Source organism: Duganella vulcania (assembly GCF_009857655.1).
Classification (GTDB): Bacteria; Pseudomonadota; Gammaproteobacteria; order Burkholderiales; family Burkholderiaceae_D; genus Rugamonas; species Rugamonas vulcania.
The window spans coordinates 1-20,450 of sequence record NZ_WWCX01000007.1; the positions used below are offsets into that span (position 1 = coordinate 1).

Sequence of the window (20,450 nt, forward strand, 5' to 3'; positions counted from 1 at the left end):
TGATGTCGGCGGGGTCGGGACGGCAGTCGGCGTGCGGGCTGTCGTAGCGGATCGCCGGCTGCCACCAGCCGTCCGCCCCCACTTCGGCGCCGCCCGCCGCGCCGCACCTGGACGCGCTGCCCAGCAGCCTGCCCGACTACCTGAACCAGGTCGAACGCGACATCATCCTGCGCGCGCTGGCGCAGACGCAGTTCAACCGCACCCAGGCCGCCCAGCTGCTGGGCATCAGCTTCCGCCAGCTGCGCTACCAGATGCAGAAGCTGAACATCCAGGAGCCGGAGGCGTGAGCCGCGCGGAAGTGGGGGCGGACGGCTGGTGGCAGCCGGCGATCCGCTACGACAGCCCGCACGCCGACTGCCGTCCCGACCCCGCCGACATCACGCTGCTGGTCATCCACAACATCTCGCTGCCGGGCGGCAGTTTCGGCGGTCCGCACGTGTCCGACCTGTTCACCGCCCGCTTGGACTATAATACTGACCCCTCGTTCGCGGACCTGCGGGGGTTGAAGGTGTCGAGCCACTTCTTCATCCGCCGCGACGGCCGCGTGATGCAGTATGTTTCTGCCAACGAGCGGGCCTGGCACGCGGGGCTGTCGTCGTTCCGCGGGCGGGAGAAGTGCAACGACTATTCGATCGGCGTGGAGCTGGAAGGCACCGACTTTAGCGGCTTCGAGCCGGCCCAGTACCAGGCGCTGGCCGAGCTGACGGTGGCGCTGCAAATGCGCTATCCGCTGGCCGACGTGCAGGGCCACGAGCACATCGCGCCGGGCCGCAAGACCGACCCGGGGCCGTTGTTTGATTGGGAATTTTATCGGAAAACCTGGCAGTCGCTGCTTAATCGAAAGGCACTGGACCAGCCCGCGTTAGTGGGCGCTAGCGCCGGATTGCGCTTTGCAAAAGGGCTCCCGCAAAGTCAATAGAAAAATTGCCTATTAAGGCAAAATTTCCACTTGTCTTACCATTATCTGACCACTACAATCAGTGTATCGATTCACACCAATCACTAGATATAGTAGTTCCCATGACACTGGTTCTTAAACTATTTACAAGTCGCCAAGGCCAGTTCAACACCCATTTTATTGCAGTTTAACCAGCCAGGCAGGTTTGGCTGGCCGCTTCATTTTGGCCTTTTTTTATACAACATTACGTCGCGCAGCTTTGACTGCACGCTGTTATCGGGGAGCTTAAATGCAATCTACTCAAGACATCACCATCAATCCAGCGCTGGTACCAGCAGCCGCTGCGAGCACCGCCAGCAGCCCGGTCACGGCCGCCAGCGACCTCGGTGACTACCGCATCATCCGCCGTAACGGCGCGGTCGTCGCGTTTGAACCGTCGAAAATCGCGATCGCCATGACCAAGGCCTTTTTGGCCGTCAACGGTGGTCAGGGCGCGGCTTCGGCGCGCGTGCGTGAATTGGTAGAACAGCTGACCTCCAGCGTGGTCACCGCATTGGTGCGCCGCCAGCCATCGGGCGGCACCTTCCACATCGAAGACGTGCAGGACCAGGTGGAACTGGCGCTGATGCGCTCCGGCGAACACGATGTCGCCCGCGCCTACGTGCTGTACCGCGCCAAGCACATGGAAGAGCGCCGCGCCGCCAAGGAAGCCCAGGGCGCCGCCGCCACCATCGACGCGCCGCAGATCCATGTGGTTGAAAACGGCGAGCGCAAGCTGCTGGACATGAACCGCGTCACCGGCTTGATCAACGCCGCCTGCATCGGCCTGGAAAAGCACGTCGACGCCGACGCCATCGTGGCCGAGACGCTGAAGAACCTGTACGACGGCGTGCCGGTCGAAGAGCTGCACAAGTCCGCCATCCTGGCCGCCCGCGCGCTGATGGAAAAAGACCCGGCCTACTCGCAAGTGACCGCCCGCATCCTGCTGCACACGATCCGCAAGGAAGTCTTCGGCAAGGAAGTGGCGCAGGGCGCCGCGGCCGCCGAATACGTGACCTACTTCCCGCAATACATCGCCAAGGGCATCGCCAACGAACTGCTGGACACCAAGCTGGCCGAGTTCGACCTGGCCCGCCTGGCCAAGGCGCTGGTCGCCGACCGCGACCTGCAGTTCGGCTACATCGGCCTGCAAACCCTGTACGACCGCTACTTCCTGCACGTGCGCGACGTCCGCATCGAGATGCCGCAGGCGTTCTACATGCGCGTGGCCATGGGCCTGGCCCTGAACGAATCGGACCGCGAAGCGCGCGCCATCGAGTTCTACAACCTGCTGTCGACCTTCGACTTCATGTCGTCGACCCCGACGCTGTTCAACTCGGGCACCCTGCGCTCGCAGCTGTCGTCGTGCTACCTGACCACCGTCTCGGACGACCTGGAAGGCATCTACGACGCCATCAAGGAAAACGCCCTGCTGGCGAAATTCGCCGGCGGCCTGGGTAACGACTGGACCCCGGTGCGCGCGCTGGGCGCCCACATCAAGGGCACCAACGGCAAATCGCAAGGCGTGGTGCCGTTCCTGAAAGTGGTCAACGACACCGCCGTCGCGGTCAACCAGGGCGGCAAGCGCAAGGGCGCGGTGTGCGCCTACCTGGAAACCTGGCACATGGACATCGAAGAGTTCCTGGACCTGCGCAAGAACACCGGCGACGACCGCCGCCGCACCCACGACATGAACACCGCCAACTGGATCCCGGACATGTTCATGAAGCGCGTGATGGAAAAGGGCGAGTGGACCCTGTTCTCGCCATCGGACTGCCCGGACCTGCACGACCTGGTCGGCAAGGCCTTCGAAAAGGCCTACCTGGGCTACGAAGCCAAGGCCGCCGCCGGCGAGATCCGCGTGTTCAAGAAAATCGCCGCGCTGGACCTGTGGCGCAAGATGCTGTCGATGCTGTTCGAAACCGGCCACCCATGGATCACGTTCAAGGATCCATGCAACATCCGTTCGCCGCAGTCGCACGTGGGCATGGTCCACAGCTCCAACCTGTGCACCGAGATCACGCTGAACACCGGTCCTGACGAAATCGCCGTCTGCAACCTGGGTTCGGTCAACATGCCGGCCCACATGAAAGAGGGCAAGCTCGATCACGTCAAGCTGAAAAAGACCATCCGCACCGCGATGCGCATGCTCGACAATGTGATCGACATCAATTACTACGCCGTCGACAAGGCCCGCAACGCCAACATGCGCCACCGTCCGGTGGGCCTGGGCGTGATGGGCTTCCAGGACTGCCTGCACATGATGCGCGTGCCGTTCTCGTCGAACGAAGCCGTGTCCTTCGCCGACACCTCGATGGAAGCGGTGTGCTACTACGCCTACCTGGCCTCGACCGAACTGGCCGAGGAACGCGGCCACTACCAGTCGTACAAAGGCTCGCTGTGGGACCGCGGCATCCTGCCGCAGGACTCGATCAAGCTGCTGGCCGATGAACGCGGCGGCTACCTGGAGCAGGATACCTCGTCGGCGATGGACTGGACCCCGGTGCGCGACCGCATCAAGAAGTTCGGCATGCGTAACTCGAACTGCGTGGCGATCGCTCCAACGGCCACCATTTCGAATATCATTGGCGTGTCGGCCTGCATCGAACCGACCTTCCAGAACCTGTACGTGAAGTCCAACCTGTCGGGGGAGTTCACCGAGATCAACGCCTACCTGGTGCGCGACCTGAAGGCGCGCGACCTGTGGGACGAGGTGATGATCTCCGACCTGAAGTACTTCGACGGCTCGCTGGCCAAGATCGACCGCATCCCGCAAGACCTGCGTGACATTTATGCAACCGCGTTCGAAGTGTCGCCGACCTGGCTGGTGGAAGCCGCATCGCGCCGCCAGAAGTGGATCGACCAGGCGCAGTCGCTGAACATCTACATGGCTGGCGCGTCGGGCAAGAAGCTGGACGAGACCTACAAGCTGGCATGGCTGCGTGGCCTGAAAACCACCTACTACCTGCGTACCATCGCCGCCACCCACATGGAGAAATCGACCTCCAAGACCGGCGCGCTGAACGCGGTGGCCGTGGACGGCGGCATGTCGGCCAGCGCCATGGCCGCGGCGGCTCCGGTTGCCGCCGCGCCGGCGGTCGAGGATGGCGCCGCCTGCTACCTGCGTCCCGGCGACGACGGTTTCGAGGAATGCGAAGCCTGCCAATAAGCGGGCGGCAAACGTACTAATATAGAGAGTGAACCGTCCCGGCCCGTCCGGGCGGTTCTTTTTACACCGAATTCAGAAGGAAAATACCATGTCGCTGTCCTGGGACGAAGAGGCCGCACCGGCCGCATCACAAGCTGCTGTCAATCAAAATGCGCAAGCCGCGCTGGCTTCCGGCGAAGCCAACGCCGAGCAAGTCGCGCTGCGCGTCAATGCCGACGACAAGCGCATCATCAACGGCAAGACCGACGTCAACCAGCTGGTGCCGTTCAAGTACAAGTGGGCGTGGGACAAATACCTGGCCGGCTGCGCCAACCACTGGATGCCGCAGGAAGTGAACATGCAGCGCGATATCGAGCTGTGGAAGAACCCGAACGGCCTGACCGAGGACGAGCGCCGCCTGGTCAAGCGCAACCTGGGCTTCTTCGTCACCGCCGACTCGCTGGCCGCCAACAACATCGTGCTGGGCACCTACCGCCACATCACCGCCCCGGAATGCCGCCAGTACCTGCTGCGCCAGGCGTTCGAGGAGGCGATCCACACCCACGCCTACCAGTACATCGTCGAGTCGCTGGGCCTGGACGAGGGCGAGATCTTCAACGCCTACAACGAGATCAAGTCGATCCGCGACAAGGATGAGTTCCTGATCCCGTTCATCAACACGCTGACCGATCCGGCCTTCACCACCGGCACCGTGGAAAGCGACCAGACGCTGCTCAAGTCGCTGATCGTGTTCGCCTGCCTGATGGAAGGCCTGTTCTTCTACGTCGGCTTCACCCAGATCCTGGCGCTGGGCCGCCAGAACAAGATGATGGGCGCCGCCGAGCAGTACCAGTACATCCTGCGCGACGAGTCGATGCATTGCAACTTCGGCATCGATCTGATCAACACGATCAAGATGGAAAACCCGCTGCTGTGGACGCCTGCGTTCAAGGAAGAGATCAAGCAGCTGTTCCTGAAGGCGGTGGACCTGGAGTACGCCTACGCCGAAGACACGATGCCACGCGGCGTGCTGGGCCTGAACGCGACCATGTTCAAGGGCTACCTGCGCTTCATCGCCAACCGCCGCGCCACGCAGATCGGCCTGGAGACGCTGTTCGACCAGGAAGACAACCCGTTCCCATGGATGAGCGAGATGATCGACCTGAAGAAGGAACGCAACTTCTTCGAGACCCGCGTGATCGAGTACCAGACCGGCGGCGCGCTGAACTGGGATTGATTTCCTCGGTTGCCATATATGAAACCCCTTGCCGTGAAAGCAAGGGGTTTTTTTCATTCCCCCCGTCCCTGGCTTCGGCCTCCACCCCATGCTCAAAACCATAGCATTAACCTGCTTGCTCGTATTTGGCGCCGCCCCCTCTGGTGCCACTGAAATCGATCGCGCCAAGGCGTTCTATCAAGAGGGGAAGTACGAGGAGGCCTTCGCCCTTTATCAAATTGCGGCGCGTGAAGGTGATCTTGATGCGCAGGAGAGGTTGGGGTTCATGTATGCGATGGGGCGTGGTACGCGGCAGGATGGCCAACAGGCGCTGATATGGACGACCAAGGCGGCAGAGCGGGGGAGCGCCACAGCCCAATCGAATCTGGGATCGGCCTACAACGGCACCCCAGGAGTGGAGCGCGATCCGGTCAAATCCTTATACTGGTATCAGAAGGCCGCGGCATCCGGCGACGCGTTGGCGCAGTATTATGTGGGTCTCGCCTATGCACATGGCAAGGGTGTCGCCAGCGACTTTGGCAAGGCTTTCGACATGTTCTCCATGTCGGCGAAGCAGGGTAATGCCTTTGGCCAGTACAATCTGGGCGTGGCGTATGCCACCGGAAGCGGCGTTGGACGCGATATGGCAAAGGCTCTGGCCAACTTCGAATCCGCGTCGAACCAAGGATATGGCAACGCGCAGTTTGCGCTGGCAATCGCCTTCACCAAGGGCGACGGTGTCCCCGTGGATGGAGCCAAGGCGCGTGCCTGGTTCATGAAGGCCGCTGACAACAAGGATCCCGCAACGTATCCGAAGGCACAAAATGGATGATCATTGCGCGGCATGAGGGACATCCGCAGGCTGCCGCCGCAGTTGAGTCGATACGTAAAATGATCGCGCCGCAGGACTTCGACAAGGCAATGGCGATTGCTCAACGCTGGTTGCAAACTCCTGGGTCCTGAACACGGCCCCCCACCTTCTTGCGAGACCCAAGCCTGGCAATTGCCAGGCTTTTTTATGGTTCACCCCATTAATTGGTGACGAATTCCTACTAGCCGCAGCTCAGGCATGCACAGGGCGGGAGGTATTTTTTCGGCTTTTACTAAAAGCTGCTAACCACTACTACCCAATGCTAACCATCGATATTTCGTACGACTCCGCGCTATTTTCGGAACTAAAAGCCGCTAACCGCCTCTAATGAATACAGGCCGAAAAATTTAGTAGTGATTAGCATGCGGCCCGGCATTTTTAGTAAGTGATAGCGCTGGGTAGTACAGGTCAGTAGTGGTTAGCAGCGCATAGTAAAACCCGATTTTAGAGAGTCCCCCATGCCTACCTCGCCCAAGATCAAGCCCACGTACAACCTCCAATTCCCGATCCGCGTACCTGATGATGTGCTGGTCGAACTGGGTGAATTCACTGGCAATTTCTGGTCGGATTCCTGGGCGCAGGAGCCCTTCGTCATCGAAGCGATCCGCAACTACATCAATCCTCCGCCGCCACCCGCGCAGCAGCCTGCCGCGACAAGCGAGATGGGGTACCAATGGAAGCAGGTCTTTCTCCCCGAAGGCACGAGGCTGCGCGCCAGCTTCGGCCGGGAGCCTTATTTCGGCACGGTCGTGGGAGCGGAAATCAAATATGAAGGGCACGCGGTATCGCCTTCGTGCTTCGCGAACCTGCACGGCAGCGGCAACCGCAATGCATGGAAAGCCATATGGCTGCGCCTCCCCGGCAGCAGCGAATGGCTGCTGGCAGACGTCTGCCGCTCGGCGCGAAAAGCCGCGATAGCGCGACTGCACGAGGGCGGCGCGCGGGCAGATGGCCTCCCGGCCGACGGCGCACGCGCTCCGGCGCCGCCGCAGCCGTCTGCACGCCAACCCGCAGCGCGCCACCTCCCGGCCAGCCAAACATGGCCGCGATCGGTCGCTGGCCAAAGCAGCGCACCGGAGGCGCATCATCATGGCGATCAGCCCAAGTCCGGCTCTGGAAGAAGCGCCCGCCGCAGGAAGCGCCGCGCTGCGAAACAAGTTCCCGGAAATCCGTGAAGAGCCTTCTTATCTCAGCCGCTTGCGATTGGCGTGGATGGCTCGGCCGATGTGGCGGTGTGGATCGGGACACCGTGGGCCAGCTCCACCTTTGACCTGCCCTGCATTAAGTGCGTCCTTAATGGCTAATATAGTGTCCCTTAACTTTGCGGCTCATAGCGCAGCGGCGAACCTCCGCAGATATTCAATAGCGTAAACAAACGTATCGGCAGGCCTCCAGTCTCGGCATGCTGGCGGCGATCTCGCCCCGCTCCGTTCCATGGGGGCGGGCAGCGCGGAGGACGCGATAGCGCTCCGCCAGCCGGGAAATCATCGTATAAAACGAGCGCCAATGGACCGCATGCCGCACGATGCCCACGCCCGATTCGGCCGAGCGATGGCGGCGGCCCTCGCCTCAGACGAGTCGATGTCGCTCTTCCTGGATCTCCAGGCCGCGCGGTCGTTGAACGGCGCCTCCGCCAGATCGATCACTCGACCAACCAGGTCCGGTGGCGCGGCCCGTCGACCACGCGCGACGAGCATGCACGCGAAGTGGTGGTGATGAAGTCCCGCCGCGAGATGGTGGACGCCGTCGCCCGCATGCGCGAGAACGTCGTCGCCGAGTCGCCAGCCGATTGCGGTGGTCCATCGGCGCGCCTTGCCACGCTTGATGAAACGCGTCGCCGCCGGCGCGAACGCGCGTCCGCATCGCCGCGAAAACGGCGCGCCGAATCGAGCGATGTGCGATCGCGCTCCGCATGTCGCGCGCGTGCGATGCGCGAGCACCGCAGTATTGTGCTTGCCATTCGCCGCACTCTGTCTCATAATCGCGACGAAATTAAAACAGTGAGTAGCGGCGGCGCGCAAGCGATGCGCAAGCGCTCTCGATTTCGGAAGCGGGTGGTGCGGATTTTTCGCCGGTGACGACGGCATCGCAGAAACCCAGGCGGCATAAGGCGCGCTTTGATGCGGTCTTTTTTTTCGCGCGACAGCGCGGAGGCTTTTCCGAACTCGATCGAGCGCGCACATCGCGTCGCGACGACGCAAGCGGGCATGCCGGATCGGCGTGCGTATGTGAGTTGGGCAGCTTAACGCGAAAAAAAGCGCGCGAATATCTCTCGTGCTGGTTGCGTACCGACAAGGTTTTCGTGTACTTTACGAGATTGAAAATGCGTGTTTTGAAATGTGCGGAAATTTGAAGTCGCACATGCCGCAGAAATGATCGCGATACGGGATACAGATTCACACAGATATGCACAAGACCACACTGTTTTTGTTGAGCCGTCTTTCCTGATTAGGTTCAGGTTGGGCGGTTTTTTGTTTGAAAACGAAAACCGTGCATGGCTGCGACGTAGGTCCATGGAGCTGAACATACGCCCGACCACCCGCAAAACGTCGCAACAAGATTAGTACCTGAGCGCCGTCCGGCCACGGACGGCGACCAGGTCGATGGCTGAAGTGCTGCACTCGTGAGGGGTTGCAGCAGTTCAGCTGGTGCCGAATTCATTAGCGCAAACCGTAGTCCGTTTGTGCCGATGAATAATTCGCCTGGCCTAATTCCGGGCCGGACGGGTTTAAATCTTGTAATGAATTTTTCCCATCCCCGATGAAGGAGAACTAAAAATGGCAACAGCCGCAAAGAAACCAGCAGCAAAGAAACCGGCCGCTAAAGCCGCCGCCCCAGCGAAAAAGCCTGTCGCAGCGAAAGCCGCCGCCAAGCCAGCAGTGAAAGCTGCCGCCAAACCAGCCGCTAAAGCCGCAGCTAAACCAGCCGTGAAAAAAGCCGCTGCCAAGCCAGTCGCGAAAAAAGCAGCTGCCAAGCCAGCAGTCAAAGCAGCAGCCAAGCCAGCAGCAAAAGCAGCAGCCAAGCCAGCAGTGAAAAAAGCCGCTGCCAAGCCAGTCGCTAAAAAAGCCGCAGCTAAACCAGCAGCCAAGCCAGCAGCGAAAAAAGTAGCCGCCAAACCAGCAGCGAAAAAAGTCGTCGCTAAAGCAGCAGCCAAGCCAGCAGCGAAAAAAGCAGCAGCCAAGCCAGCAGCGAAAAAAGTAGCCGCTAAACCAGCAGCTAAAAAAGTCGTCGCTAAAGCAGCAGCCAAGCCAGCAGCCAAAGCCGCCGCCAAGCCAGCAGCGAAAAAAGTAGCAGCCAAACCAGCAGCGAAAAAAGTAGCAGCCAAGCCAGCAGCGAAAAAAGCAGCAGCCAAGCCAGCAGCAAAAAAAGCCGCCGCTAAACCAGCAGCCAAGCCAGCAGCTAAAGCTGCCGCCAAGCCAGCAGCTAAAAAAGCTGTCGCCAAAAAACCAGCGGTAAAAGCAGCAGCCAAACCGGCTGCAAAGGCAGCGGCTAAGCCAGCAGCAAAAAAGCCGGTTAAAGCAGCCGCCAAGCCGGCTGCCAAAAAGCCAGTCGCTAAGAAAGCCGCCGCTAAACCGGCAGCCGCTCCAGCCGCTGCACCAGCCGCAGCACCAGTCGTGGCAGCCGCCGCGAAACCTGCTGTGAAAAAAGCCGCGCCGAAAAAGGCTGCAGCACCGAAGAAGGAAGCTGTCGCCAAGCCAGCCGCTCCAGCTCCGGCCGCCGCTCCCGCGGCAAAAACCGTGTTGGCACCGGCCGCAGCATGGCCGTTCCCAACCAGCACCCGTCCTAGCTAATTAAATAGCTTGGATGCCTGCTGAGGCAATGGGCCGCTGTGTGAGACAATCACACAGCGGTTTTTTTTTGGAGGGACTCGTGCTTAGTATTCTCGTGTTGATTGTCGACGCCATCGCCACCCTGTTGGGCGGGGCTCTGCTGTTGCGTTTCTGGATGCAGGCGATCCGCGTCCGCCCACCGGCTTCGGTGGCCCAATTCACGTTCCAGCTGTCGGACTGGCTGGTGCGCCCGCTGCGCCGCATCGTGCCCGGCGTGGGCGGCTACGACTGGGCCAGCCTGATCGGCGCCTTCCTGATCGTGCTGCTGGCCACCTCGGTGATGTACTTGGCCGGCTGGACCACGCCGCTGGTGCTGCTGATGGCCTGCCAGCGTTTCCTGCAGTGGATCTTGTACGGCTTCATGGCGCTGCTGGTGGTCGAGGCCATCTTCAGCTGGGTGAATCCGCATGCGCCGCTGGCGCCGTTCGTGCGCGCGCTCAACGAGCCGCTGTTGCGGCCGATCCGCCGCGTGGTGCCGCTGGTCGGCAACCTGGACCTGTCGCTGCTGGTGGCGCTGATCCTGCTGCAGATCGCGCTGCTGGTGCTGGGGATGCTGTTCAGCGGACGCTGATCCAGGCTGACCCGACGTAAAAAAGCCCCGCCTGCCTGAGCGCGCTTCGAGAGCGCGCCCGGTGCAGGCGGGGCTTTTTTGCGCCGTGCGGCTTAGTAGCGGTAACCGAACGCGGCTTCGAAGCGGTCGGCGATCTCGGCGGCCGTCGGCTTGTGGTTCTGCGCGCCCTTGCTGGCGATCTTGATCGCGCCCAGCAGGCTGGCCAGGCGGCCGGTGGTTTCCCATTTCCAGCCGTTGGTGATGCCGAACAGCAGGCCGGCGCGGTAGGCGTCGCCGCAGCCGGTCGGGTCCACCGCCTCGGCCACCGGCACCGCCGGGATCTCGATGCGCTGGCCGCCGGTGTAGATCTCCGAGCCGTTTTCGCCGCGGGTGATGATCAGCGCTTCCAGGCGGCTGGCGATTTGCGGCACGGTCAGGCCGGTGCGGTCCATCAGCAGCTCGATTTCATAGTCGTTGGTGGTGACGTAGGTGGCCTGGTCGATGAAGGCGATCAACTCGGCGCCGTTGAACATCGGCAGCTGCTGGCCCGGATCGAAGATGAACGGGATCTGCAGCTTGGCCAGGTCGGCCGCGTGCTTCTGCATGCCCAGGTGGCCGTCCGGCGAGATGATGGCGATCGCGGCCGGACCGGCCTTGGCGACCTCGTTCTCGTGCGCGTACGACATGGCGCCCGGGTGGAAGGCGTTGATCTGGTTGTTGTCCTCGTCGGCGGTGACGAAGCACTGGGCGTTGTAGGCGTCCGGCTTGACCAGGATGTTGTCGGTGGACAGGCCCAGCTTGCGGAAGCGTTCCATGTAGGCGGCGTTGTCCTGGCCCATGACGCCGACGATGCGCGGGTCGCCGCCCAGCAGCTTGAGGTTGTAGGCGATGTTGGGCGCGCAGCCGCCGAACTCGGTGCGCATGGTCGGCGCCAGGAAGGAGACGTTGACCTTGTGCAGCTGGTCGGCCAGCAGGATGCTGTCGAAGCGGCCGGGGAATTGCAGGATGGTGTCGATGGCGATCGAACCGCAAATCAGGGAGGTTGGAGTCATGATGGATCTTAAGGGTAGAAGACTGCGATGTGATAGCCGGATGCTTTCAGCTGGCTCAGTTCAAAGTACAGTTTGACAGATTGTTCGGTGTGCGGGGCGAAGCCCTTGTCCAGCGCGACGTCCGGGCCCAGGTATTCGCGCGGCGTGAACACGCGGCGCAGCACGGCCTTGTCGCTGGCGTCGTCCAGCACCAGTTCGATGTGCGGCCAGGCTTGCGCGGTGCTGCCCTGGTTGCGCAGCTGGGTGGTGAAGGAGAAGGTGGTGTCGCTCAGGGTTTGCAGTTCGCCCTGTTCGATGCTGAGGTCGTCGATCTGCGCCGGCAGTTCGATCTTGCAGCCGAGCGCGTTGCAGGCTGCGGTCAGCGCCGGCTTGAGCGGCGGCAGCGCGGCGGCGATCTGGTTGCGGAAGGTGGTCAGGCCCTGCGCCGCCAGCGCGGCCAGCAGCAGTAGCGAACCCAGGCTCATGGCGATGGTGGCGGCCTTGCCGAACTTCTGGCGGCGGCGGTCGCGCTTGACGAAGCCGGGTTCTTCGGCTTCGCCGGGTTCTGGTTCGGTGTCGCTTTCCGCTTCGGCGAACGGTTCGGCCAGCACATGCGTGGGGGCGCGGGCGGACTGGGCCTCCGCCAAGCCTGCCGACGACAGGTGCACCAGCGCTTCCTCGTCGACATCGTCGAGCTCGTTGAAGCGTTCGGCCAGGCTGGGCTGCGGCGCGGCGGCGGCCGGCATGTCGTCCAGCGTCGGCTCGCGGCGCTCGCTGGCGGCGACCGAGGTGAAGGCGTCGTCGGGCGCCGGCTCGGCTTCGCTTTCCGGCGGGGCGATGTGCTGCTCCATCACGGCCAGCTCGGCGGCCAGCGCGGCTTCCAGTTCTTCGTCCGACATCGCTTCGATGCTGAGCGCGTCTTCGAGCGGCTCGGCGTCGGCTTGCGGTTCGGCGGCGGCGGCTTCGCTGGCTTCGGTGTCCCACTGCGGCTCGATGGCGGCGGCTGGCTCTGGCGCGGCTTCCGGCGCAGGCTCGGCCTCCGGCTCGGGCTCTACATCAAGGTCGAGATCGAGATCCAGCGCTTCTTCCACTGCGGGCGGCAAGCTGGCCGGTTCGGCAGGCAGCGCGAGCGTGGTGGCGATCGGTTCGTCGTCGTAGCGCTGGTCGTCCGGCTCGGGTTCAGGGACGTGGGTCTCGGCAGCGTCCGGCTCGGGTTCGGCGATGTGCGCCTCGGCCTCGGCCGTGTCGAGCGTGGCGTCGAGTTCCAGCGTGTAGATGGGTTCGGCGGTGTCGCCGGCCAGCACTTCGGCCGCGCGGGTATCGAGCGCGGCCATCTTCTGGTCGAAGGGCGTGGGTTCGGGCAGCGGGGACGGGGAGGGCGCCGCGGGGGGCGCGGCCAGCGGCTCCAGCAGGGCCGCGTTGCCATCGAAGACTTCATTACAGGAGCCACAGCGCACTATGCCCCCACGTAATTTCAACTGGTCATGGGCGACCCGAAATATCGTGTTGCAGTGGGGGCATTTGGTGGCGAGCGCCATTGCTGTGGTTAGCGCGCCGCTGGAACCACGTCGCTGCCGAGGCGGCCATGCAGGGCCACCCAGCCGTCTTGCTCAGCCCAGACGCCCAGCTTGATGAACGGTGCGTACGCGGCGGCCACTTCCTCGGCCTGGCGCGCCAGCACGCCCGACAGGATCAGCGCGCCGCCATCGGCCACGCGGCCCGACAGCATCGGCGCCATCAGCTTCAGCGGGCTCGACAGGATGTTGGCAACCACGATGTCGAAACGCTGGGTCGCGTGCTGCGATTGCGCGAAGCTGTCCGGCAGGAAGTATTCGATCTCGCACTTGTTGCGCTGCGCGTTGTCGGCCGCCGATTCGATCGCCTGCGGATCGATGTCCACGCCGACCACTTCGCCGGCGCCGACCTTCTTGGCCACCATGGCCAGGATGCCGGAGCCGCAGCCGTAGTCGAGCACGGTCTTGCCCGGCGCCGGGTTCGCTTCCAGCCACTCCATGCACAGGCGGGTGGTCGGGTGCGAGCCGGTGCCGAAGGCCAGGCCCGGATCCAGTTCCAGGATCAGGCCGTTGGCGTCCGGCGCCTCGTGCCAGCTCGGCACGACCCAGATGTTCTTGCCGATATGGATGGGCGCGAACTGCGACTGCGTCAGGCGCACCCAGTCCTGTTCCTCCACCTTGCGGGTGGTGAACTTGGGCAGCGCCGCCAGGCCGATCTGGCCGGCCGCGGCCGCCACGATCACGGCCTGGTCGTCATCTTCGTTGGTCAGGGCGACCACGCGGCTGTGTTCCCATGCCGCTTCGGTCGGCTCCATGCCCGGCTCGCCGAACAGCGGCTTTTCCGCGTCGGTGCCTTCGTCCGCGTCTTCCACGGACACCGACAGCGCGCCCACGTCCATCAGCGCTTCCGACAGTGCTTCCGCGTGGTCGCGGGCGATTTCGATGACGATTTCAGTCCAGCTCATTATTGTGGCGCCTTGTTACTCAAACTCAGTTTATGCAGGTCCGGCATGTCCGCCAGCTTCTGCTCCAGATAGTGGATGTTGGTGCCGCCTTCGATGAAGCGGGCGTCGACCATCAGCTCGCGGTGCAGCGGGATGTTGGTCGAAATGCCCTCGACCACCATTTCCGACAGCGCGATCTGCATGCGGCGGATCGCCTGCTCGCGGGTGGCGCCGTAGGCGATCACCTTGCCGATCATCGAATCGTAGTGCGGCGGTACATAATACCCCGCATACGAGTGCGAGTCGACGCGCACGCCGGGGCCGCCCGGCACGTGCCAGGAGGTGATGCGGCCTGGCGACGGCGTGAACTTGAACGGGTCTTCGGCGTTGATGCGGCACTCGATGGCGTGGCCGGACAGCATCACGTCGCGCTGGCGGAAGCGCAGCTTCTCGCCGGCCGCGATGCGGATCTGCTCCTGCACGATGTCGATGCCGGTGATCATTTCGGTGACCGGGTGTTCCACCTGCACGCGGGTGTTCATCTCGATGAAGTAGAACTCGCCGTTCTCATACAGGAACTCGAAGGTGCCGGCGCCGCGGTAGCCGATCTTGCGGCAGGCTTCGGCGCAGCGGTCGCCCACTTTCTCGATCAGCTTGCGCGGGATGCCCGGCGCTGGCGCTTCCTCGATGACCTTCTGGTGGCGGCGCTGCATCGAGCAGTCGCGTTCGCCGAGCCAGACGGCGTTCTTGTGTTCGTCGGCGAGGATCTGGATTTCCACGTGGCGCGGATTTTCCAGGTACTTCTCCATGTAGACTTCAGGATTGCCGAAGGCGGTGCCGGCTTCGGTCTTGGTCATCGCCACGGCGTTGATCAGGGCCGCCTCGGTATGCACCACGCGCATGCCGCGTCCGCCACCGCCGCCAGCCGCCTTGATGATGACCGGGTAGCCGACCTTGCGCGCAATTTGCACGATCGCCTTGGGATCGTCCGGCAACGCGCCTTCCGAACCTGGCACGCACGGCACGCCGGCCTTGATCATGGTTTGCTTGGCCGAGACCTTGTCGCCCATGATGCGGATCGATTCGGAGCGGGGGCCGATGAAGACGAAGCCGGATTTTTCCACGCGCTCGGCGAAGTCGGCGTTCTCCGACAGGAAGCCGTAGCCCGGGTGGATCGCTTCGGCGTCCGTCACTTCGGCGGCGCTGATGATGGCCGGCATGTTCAGGTAGCTGAGCGTCGACGGCGCAGGACCGATACACACCGATTCATCCGCCAACTTGACGTATTTGGCGTCTTTGTCTGCTTCCGAGTGGACCACAACCGTCTTGATGCCCAGTTCGCGGCAAGCGCGCTGGATACGGAGGGCAATTTCGCCACGGTTGGCGATGAGGATTTTTTCAAACATGATAGGTTCGCGTATGTCTGTGAGCACCGGCAGGGCCGGTAACGTCAGGTAGAGGAGGGAATGCGGACCAAGCCGGCGCGCCCGTCACCGATGGGGAGGGCGCAGGCCGGTCTTAGCCTATCACAAACAGCGGCTGGCCGAATTCGACCGGCTGGCCGTTCTCGACCAGGATCTGGGTGATCGTGCCGGACTTGTCGGCGTCGATTTCATTCAACAGCTTCATCGCTTCGATGATGCACAGGGTATCGCCTTCCTTGACGGTGGCGCCCACTTCGACATACGCCGGCGAACCTGGCGAGGACGAACGGTAGAAGGTGCCGACCATCGGCGACTTGACCACATGGCCGGTCGGCTCGGCGGCGACGGCTGCGACCGGCGCTGCTGCGGCGGCTGGTGCGGATGCTGGCGCCGGGGCGGCGTGGTATTGCGGCATGCCTTGCGGCTGCATCATCACCATCTGGTTCTGCGGCATGGCGGACGACTTGACGATGCGTACTTTGCTCTCGCCTTCGGTCACTTCGAGTTCGGCGATATCCGATTCCGCGACCAGATCGATCAAGGTCTTCAGCTTGCGTAAATCCATGTAACCCCCAGGAATGTCTTTGTTATGTAAGTGTGAGCGGTGCGCCTTGTGGGCGGGAACCGCGCGAAATTGCGCGCAGATCGCGTAGATTATCGCCTTTTAAGGACGAAGTCGATGGCAAACCGATATCCTTCGATACCCAGTCCGCAAATAGCACCTATAGCGATCGCGCTAAGAAATGAGTGATGGCGAAACGTCTCGCGCTGGTAAATATTCGAAATATGCACTTCAACAAACGGTATCGCCACCCCCGCCAAGGCGTCGCGCAAGGCCACGCTGGTGTGGGTCAGGCCGCCCGGGTTGATGACGATGGCGTCCACGCCTTCCGTTCTGGCAGCATGGATGCGGTCGATCAGCGCCCCTTCGTGGTTGCTCTGGAAGCAGGACAAGCTCGCGCCCGCTGCCTGGGCTTGCGCCTGGGCTGCGTGTTCGATGTCGGCCAAAGTGCTAGCGCCGTAGACCTCAGGCTCGCGGCTACCCAGCAAATTCAGGTTGGGGCCGTTGAGCAGTAGGAGGTTTTTTGCCATGGTTCAGGACCGTTTTCCGCGAAAGTTCCGCATTTTGCCGCCAACTGCCGGCATTGGCAAGAGAAAAAAACTTGTAAAACTATTTACAGAGTTGCCAGGTCCTTGCGCAGCTCGTCAAACTTCAGGCGGCCCAGATAGGTCTTCTTGACCTGGCCGTCGGCGCCGATCAGGACGGTGTACGGCAGGCCGCCGGCGCCGTTGCCGAAGGCGCGCGACAGGTCGGTGCCAGCCATGCCAGCGACGAAGACTGGATAGGTGATTTTGAACTTGTCGTTAAATTCGGCGATATTTGTTGCCGAATCTATACTAATTCCGATAACTTGCAGCTTCTTACCCTCTTCTCCGGCCGCCAGCGCCGACAGTTCCGGCATCTCCTGCACGCACGGGCCGCACCACGGCGCCCAGAAATTGACCAGCATGGCCTTGCCTTTATATTGGGCCAGCGGCTGCGCGACACCCTTGGCGTCCGGCAGGGTCTGCTTATATAAGTCGTTCACGGGGCCGGTGACGCCGGCCGGCTGGGTGGTGGAGATCGGCGATGCCTGGTCTTTTTTATGCATGCCGACATAGGCGCCGGAGGCGGCAAATAACAAAGCGACAACGACGTAGGCGGCGAGATGTTTTTGATTCATGATATGGATGGGTCTTGGTTTTCGTGAGTACTGTTAACTAATAGGGCGCGCACGGTGGCGATATCGGCGCGCATCAATTTGCCGTCGGCGCGGGTCTTGACGGCGCCGCGCAGGTCGTCCAGCTCATATAAGGCAGCGTGCACGCCTTCCTTGTGCCACATGAAGCTGACCGTCTCGACCGCGCCGTAGCGCGGACCCTTGAAGTGCGGGGTTTCCGAGATGTCGATCTGCAGGTTGCGGTTCAGCAGGAAGATTTCCACTTCCTTGGCGCTGTCGGCAAACAGCTGCAGGTGGATGTCGTCGTGCGGGCCGGCCGTGCCGTTCAGCACGGCGCCGGTCAGGTAGGGCTGGAAGGCGGACAGGCCGTCCATGATGTCGACCGCCAGCGTGCGCAGCCGGAACAGGCGCGCCGGCTGGGTGTCGGCGTGGAACAGCGACTGGTAGATCCGCACTTCCGCCTCGATCTGTGCGTTGTCCGGCAACAGGTTGAGCGGCGGCTGGGTGTCGCCGAGGATCTGCCTGGCGGCCTTGCGCTTGGCGGTATTGTAGTCGTGGCCGTCCTGGGCGATCAGGCGCGCGGCGGCCGCGGCGATCTCCGCGCGCAGCAGCAGGACTTCTTCGGTGGCATTGGACGTCATGGACGAGATAATACTCCGAACCGGGAAAAGGGCGTCAGGTCGGGTAAAATCCCGTATTCATTCGTCGTCTTGATCACCATGCATATTCATATACTCGGCATTTGCGGCACTTTCATGGGCGGCCTGGCTGTCCTGGCAAAAGAAGCCGGCCACCGCGTCACCGGCTGCGATGCCAACGTCTATCCTCCAATGAGTACCCAGCTGGAAGCCCAGGGCATCGAGCTGATCCAGGGCTTCGGCCCGGAACAGGTGCAGCTCAACCCCGACCTGTACGTGATCGGCAACGTCGTCTCGCGCGGCAATCCGCTGATCGAGGAGATCATGAACCGCGGCCTGCCGTTCGTCTCCGGCCCGCAGTGGATCGGCGACCACATATTAAAAGACAAGTGGGTGCTGGCCGTGGCCGGCACGCACGGCAAGACCACCACCTCGGCCATGCTGACCTGGATACTGGAAGACGCCGGCTACGCGCCCGGCTTCCTGATCGGCGGCGTGCCGATGAACTTCGGCGTGTCGGCCCGCATGCAGGGTGACAAGGACTCGATCTTCTTCGTCATCGAGGCCGACGAGTACGACACCGCCTTCTTCGACAAGCGCAGCAAGTTCGTGCACTACCACGCCAAGACCGCGATCCTGAACAACCTGGAATACGATCACGCCGACATCTTCCCCGATCTGGGCGCGATCGAAACCCAATTCCATCACCTGGTGCGCACCGTGCCGGGCATCGGCCGGGTCATCTACAACGCCGACGAGGCCTCGCTGCAGCGCGTGCTCAAGCGCGGCTGCTGGAGCGAGAAGGAAGGCTTCGGCAGCGCCGAGGGCGCCGATTGGGCGATGAAGGAATACGATGACGGCAGCTTCGACGTGATTTTCGGCGGCGAAGTGGCCGGCCATGTCGCGTGGCAGCTGACGGGCAAGCACAACCGCGCCAACGCGCTGGCCGCGATCGCCGCCGCCCGCCACGTCGGCGTGCCGGTGGCGCAGGCGGCCAGGTCGCTGGCCACCTTCGAGAACGTCAAGCGCCGCATGGAAGTGCGCGGCGTGGTAAACGATATTACTGTTTATGACGATTTCGCCCACCATCCGACCGCCATTGCCACCACGGTCGGCGGCCTGCGCCAGAAGATCGGCAAACAAACGCGCATCCTGGCCGTGCTGGAGCCGCGCTCCAACACCATGAAGCTGGGCGCGATGAAGGATGCGCTGCCGGGCAGCCTGTGCGACGCCGACCTGGTGTTCGGCTACGGCAGCAAGCAGGCGCTGGGCTGGAGCCTGGGCGACGCGCTGGCGCCGCTGGGCCAGCTCGCCAGCGCGTATGAAGACATCGACGCCCTGGTGGCCGCCATCGTCCAGGCCGCGCGGCCGGGCGACCAGATCCTGGTGATGAGCAACGGCGGCTTCGGCGGCGTGCACAACAAGATACTGGAAGCGCTGGCGCGATGATCCTCTATCTGCACGGATTCCGCTCGTCGCCGAAGTCGATGAAGGCACGCGTGATGGCCGAGCGCATGGCGGCACTGGGCTTGTCGGACCAGTTCATCTGCCCGCAGCTGCCGGCTTCGCCGAAGCTGGCGATGGAATTGGCGCTCTCTTTAATAGAGGGCGTGCCGCCCAGCGAGCTGACCATCGTTGGTTCCTCGCTGGGCGGCTACTACGCCACGTGGCTGGCCGAGCGCATCGGCTGCCGCGCCGTGCTGCTGAACCCGGCCATCGTGCCGCTCAAGGACCTGGACCAGCACGTCGGCGTGACCACGCAATTCCATTCCGACGAACCGTTCGAGTTCAAGCGGGAGTACATCGAGGAGCTGCGCGCCCTGGCCGTCAACCCGGTCACGCGGCAGGAGCGCTACTTCCTGATCGCCGCCACCGGCGACGAAGTGCTGGACTATCGCGACATGGTGGCGCACTATGCGGGCGCGCGCCAGCACGTGATCGAGGGCAGCGACCACGGCATTTCCGAGTTCCCCGACTATGTGGAGTCTGTACTGGAATTCTGCGGTATCGAGGCGCATCAGTGACGGCGGCAATTCGCGCGCGTATACGTACCCCCTCGCTGCGGCAGACGCAATGGCAGCCGCACGTGTTGGCGCTGAACGCGCCGCCGGGCTACCGCCAGTGGTTGACGGCCGACGGTTCGCTGACCGCCAAGTTGAAAGCGCATAGCCGCGCCTTCCGCGTGCAATGCCTGCACCAGAGCACGGCGCGCTGCCTGTCGGACGAGGCCGCCGCGATCGGCATGCACCGGCCGGGCCGCGTCTGGGAGAGGGAAGTGCTGCTGCGGTGTGATAATACGCCTGCGGTGTTCGCGCACACGGTGGTGCCGATGTCGGCCACGGCCGCGGACTGGCCGCTGTTCAGCGCGCTGGGCGAACGCTCGCTGGGCACGACCCTGTTTGGCGACCCGCAAGTGCGGCGTGGTGTTTTGGAATTTGCAAGATTGCGGGAAGGGCATCCCCTGGCGCAGCGCGCGCGCAGGGCGCTCGGGCTGGACGGCCCGCAAGAGCTCATATTGTATGCACGGCGCTGTTTATATCGGCGCCGTCAAGGTACCCTGCTGGTGACGGAAGTGTTTTTGCCCTCCGTGCTGGAATTGAAACTAATAACAACGAACAGAAGCTAG

19 protein-coding genes and 1 pseudogene are annotated in these 20,450 nt (G+C 62.8%); 12 read left to right on the forward strand and 8 right to left on the reverse strand.

The genetic code is table 11. From position 1 onward, the window contains the following. Positions 1–77 precede the first annotated feature (77 nt). The 9 genes and pseudogenes from GTP90_RS36830 to GTP90_RS07325 all read left to right on the forward strand — a co-directional run. Positions 78–287, forward strand: a pseudogene (locus GTP90_RS36830) (helix-turn-helix domain-containing protein); the annotation flags it as partial. After that, entirely contained in the window at positions 284–919 is a 636-nt protein-coding gene (gene ampD / locus GTP90_RS07290) for a 1,6-anhydro-N-acetylmuramyl-L-alanine amidase AmpD (protein ID WP_161082872.1), read from the forward strand. The pseudogene GTP90_RS36830 and the gene ampD, both read left to right, overlap by 4 nt. A 268-nt stretch (positions 920–1,187) precedes the next feature. Then, positions 1,188–4,106, forward strand: coding sequence for a ribonucleoside-diphosphate reductase subunit alpha (locus GTP90_RS07295; protein ID WP_161082873.1), 2,919 nt, complete (start codon positions 1,188–1,190; stop codon positions 4,104–4,106). 88 nt (positions 4,107–4,194) lie between these two features. Continuing rightward, on the forward strand, positions 4,195–5,322 hold the full coding sequence (locus GTP90_RS07300; protein ID WP_161082874.1) for a ribonucleotide-diphosphate reductase subunit beta: 1,128 nt from the start codon (positions 4,195–4,197) through the stop codon (positions 5,320–5,322). 88 nt (positions 5,323–5,410) lie between these two features. Next, positions 5,411–6,133, forward strand: a complete 723-nt coding sequence (locus tag GTP90_RS07305; protein WP_161082875.1) for a tetratricopeptide repeat protein — start codon at positions 5,411–5,413, stop codon at positions 6,131–6,133. Positions 6,134–6,630: 497 nt separating this feature from the next. After that, a complete protein-coding gene (locus GTP90_RS07310; RefSeq protein ID WP_161082876.1) occupies positions 6,631–7,347 on the forward strand; it encodes a hypothetical protein in 717 nt (238 codons plus the stop codon). Positions 7,348–7,887: 540 nt separating this feature from the next. Further along, complete coding sequence (locus GTP90_RS07315) at positions 7,888–8,250, forward strand: hypothetical protein (protein WP_217431946.1); 363 nt, start codon at positions 7,888–7,890, stop codon at positions 8,248–8,250. A gap of 699 nt (positions 8,251–8,949) precedes the next feature. Next, a complete protein-coding gene (locus tag GTP90_RS07320; RefSeq protein WP_161082878.1) occupies positions 8,950–9,963 on the forward strand; it encodes a transcriptional regulator in 1,014 nt (337 codons plus the stop codon). 28 nt (positions 9,964–9,991) lie between these two features. Continuing rightward, complete coding sequence (locus GTP90_RS07325; protein WP_443093305.1) at positions 9,992–10,573, forward strand: YggT family protein; 582 nt, start codon at positions 9,992–9,994, stop codon at positions 10,571–10,573. Between the two features lie 92 nt (positions 10,574–10,665). On the opposite strand, the gene GTP90_RS07330 is transcribed toward GTP90_RS07325, so the two are convergent. The 8 genes from GTP90_RS07330 to GTP90_RS07365 form a co-directional block, all read right to left on the reverse strand. Further along, the gene (locus tag GTP90_RS07330; protein ID WP_161082879.1) at positions 10,666–11,604 is read right to left on the reverse strand and encodes a carbohydrate kinase family protein; all 939 of its coding nucleotides are present in this window, start codon (positions 11,602–11,604) and stop codon (positions 10,666–10,668) included. 8 nt (positions 11,605–11,612) lie between these two features. After that, entirely contained in the window at positions 11,613–13,121 is a 1,509-nt protein-coding gene (locus tag GTP90_RS07335; protein WP_175048005.1) for a DUF3426 domain-containing protein, read from the reverse strand. Positions 13,122–13,129: 8 nt separating this feature from the next. After that, on the reverse strand, positions 13,130–14,062 hold the full coding sequence (gene prmA / locus GTP90_RS07340) for a 50S ribosomal protein L11 methyltransferase (protein ID WP_161082881.1): 933 nt from the start codon (positions 14,060–14,062) through the stop codon (positions 13,130–13,132). After that, positions 14,062–15,447 carry an acetyl-CoA carboxylase biotin carboxylase subunit gene (gene accC / locus GTP90_RS07345; protein WP_161082882.1) on the reverse strand — a complete coding sequence of 462 codons (1,386 nt, stop codon included), beginning with the start codon at positions 15,445–15,447 and terminating at the stop codon, positions 14,062–14,064. Before accC ends, prmA begins: the two co-directional genes overlap by 1 nt. Positions 15,448–15,559: 112 nt before the next feature. Further along, a complete protein-coding gene (accB, locus tag GTP90_RS07350) occupies positions 15,560–16,030 on the reverse strand; it encodes an acetyl-CoA carboxylase biotin carboxyl carrier protein (protein ID WP_161082883.1) in 471 nt (156 codons plus the stop codon). Positions 16,031–16,119: 89 nt separating this feature from the next. Beyond that, positions 16,120–16,557 (reverse strand): type II 3-dehydroquinate dehydratase, encoded by a 438-nt coding sequence (gene aroQ, locus GTP90_RS07355; RefSeq protein WP_161082884.1) that lies wholly within the window; start codon positions 16,555–16,557, stop codon positions 16,120–16,122. Positions 16,558–16,640: 83 nt separating this feature from the next. Then, positions 16,641–17,189 carry a TlpA family protein disulfide reductase gene (locus GTP90_RS07360; RefSeq protein ID WP_161082885.1) on the reverse strand — a complete coding sequence of 183 codons (549 nt, stop codon included), beginning with the start codon at positions 17,187–17,189 and terminating at the stop codon, positions 16,641–16,643. Then, positions 17,186–17,827 (reverse strand): hypothetical protein, encoded by a 642-nt coding sequence (locus GTP90_RS07365; protein WP_161082886.1) that lies wholly within the window; start codon positions 17,825–17,827, stop codon positions 17,186–17,188. Before GTP90_RS07365 ends, GTP90_RS07360 begins: the two co-directional genes overlap by 4 nt. 78 nt (positions 17,828–17,905) lie before the next feature. Here GTP90_RS07365 and mpl point away from each other — a divergent pair, with 78 nt between their 5' ends. From mpl to GTP90_RS07380, 3 genes are read left to right on the forward strand one after another with little or no spacing between them, the layout of a single operon-like run. Beyond that, complete coding sequence (gene mpl, locus GTP90_RS07370) at positions 17,906–19,273, forward strand: UDP-N-acetylmuramate:L-alanyl-gamma-D-glutamyl-meso-diaminopimelate ligase (protein WP_161082887.1); 1,368 nt, start codon at positions 17,906–17,908, stop codon at positions 19,271–19,273. Beyond that, a complete protein-coding gene (locus tag GTP90_RS07375) occupies positions 19,270–19,848 on the forward strand; it encodes a YqiA/YcfP family alpha/beta fold hydrolase (RefSeq protein WP_161082888.1) in 579 nt (192 codons plus the stop codon). The genes mpl and GTP90_RS07375 overlap by 4 nt, the downstream gene beginning before the upstream one ends. Positions 19,849–19,868: 20 nt before the next feature. Then, positions 19,869–20,450 carry a chorismate--pyruvate lyase family protein gene (locus GTP90_RS07380; RefSeq protein ID WP_161082980.1) on the forward strand — a complete coding sequence of 194 codons (582 nt, stop codon included), beginning with the start codon at positions 19,869–19,871 and terminating at the stop codon, positions 20,448–20,450.

Coding starts and splice junctions, on each gene's coding strand:
- GTP90_RS07295 (WP_161082873.1), top strand. CDS start 1,188: ATGCAATCTACTCAAGACATCACCATCAATCCAGCGCTGGTACCAGCA.
- GTP90_RS07300 (WP_161082874.1), top strand. CDS start 4,195: ATGTCGCTGTCCTGGGACGAAGAGGCCGCACCGGCCGCATCACAAGCT.
- GTP90_RS07305 (WP_161082875.1), top strand. CDS start 5,411: ATGCTCAAAACCATAGCATTAACCTGCTTGCTCGTATTTGGCGCCGCC.
- GTP90_RS07310 (WP_161082876.1), top strand. CDS start 6,631: ATGCCTACCTCGCCCAAGATCAAGCCCACGTACAACCTCCAATTCCCG.
- GTP90_RS07315 (WP_217431946.1), top strand. CDS start 7,888: ATGAAGTCCCGCCGCGAGATGGTGGACGCCGTCGCCCGCATGCGCGAG.
- GTP90_RS07320 (WP_161082878.1), top strand. CDS start 8,950: ATGGCAACAGCCGCAAAGAAACCAGCAGCAAAGAAACCGGCCGCTAAA.
- GTP90_RS07325 (WP_443093305.1), top strand. CDS start 9,992: ATGGGCCGCTGTGTGAGACAATCACACAGCGGTTTTTTTTTGGAGGGA.
- GTP90_RS07330 (WP_161082879.1), bottom strand. CDS start 11,604: ATGACTCCAACCTCCCTGATTTGCGGTTCGATCGCCATCGACACCATC.
- GTP90_RS07335 (WP_175048005.1), bottom strand. CDS start 13,121: ATGGCGCTCGCCACCAAATGCCCCCACTGCAACACGATATTTCGGGTC.
- prmA (WP_161082881.1), bottom strand. CDS start 14,062: ATGAGCTGGACTGAAATCGTCATCGAAATCGCCCGCGACCACGCGGAA.
- accC (WP_161082882.1), bottom strand. CDS start 15,447: ATGTTTGAAAAAATCCTCATCGCCAACCGTGGCGAAATTGCCCTCCGT.
- accB (WP_161082883.1), bottom strand. CDS start 16,030: ATGGATTTACGCAAGCTGAAGACCTTGATCGATCTGGTCGCGGAATCG.
- aroQ (WP_161082884.1), bottom strand. CDS start 16,557: ATGGCAAAAAACCTCCTACTGCTCAACGGCCCCAACCTGAATTTGCTG.
- GTP90_RS07360 (WP_161082885.1), bottom strand. CDS start 17,189: ATGAATCAAAAACATCTCGCCGCCTACGTCGTTGTCGCTTTGTTATTT.
- GTP90_RS07365 (WP_161082886.1), bottom strand. CDS start 17,827: ATGACGTCCAATGCCACCGAAGAAGTCCTGCTGCTGCGCGCGGAGATC.
- mpl (WP_161082887.1), top strand. CDS start 17,906: ATGCATATTCATATACTCGGCATTTGCGGCACTTTCATGGGCGGCCTG.
- GTP90_RS07375 (WP_161082888.1), top strand. CDS start 19,270: ATGATCCTCTATCTGCACGGATTCCGCTCGTCGCCGAAGTCGATGAAG.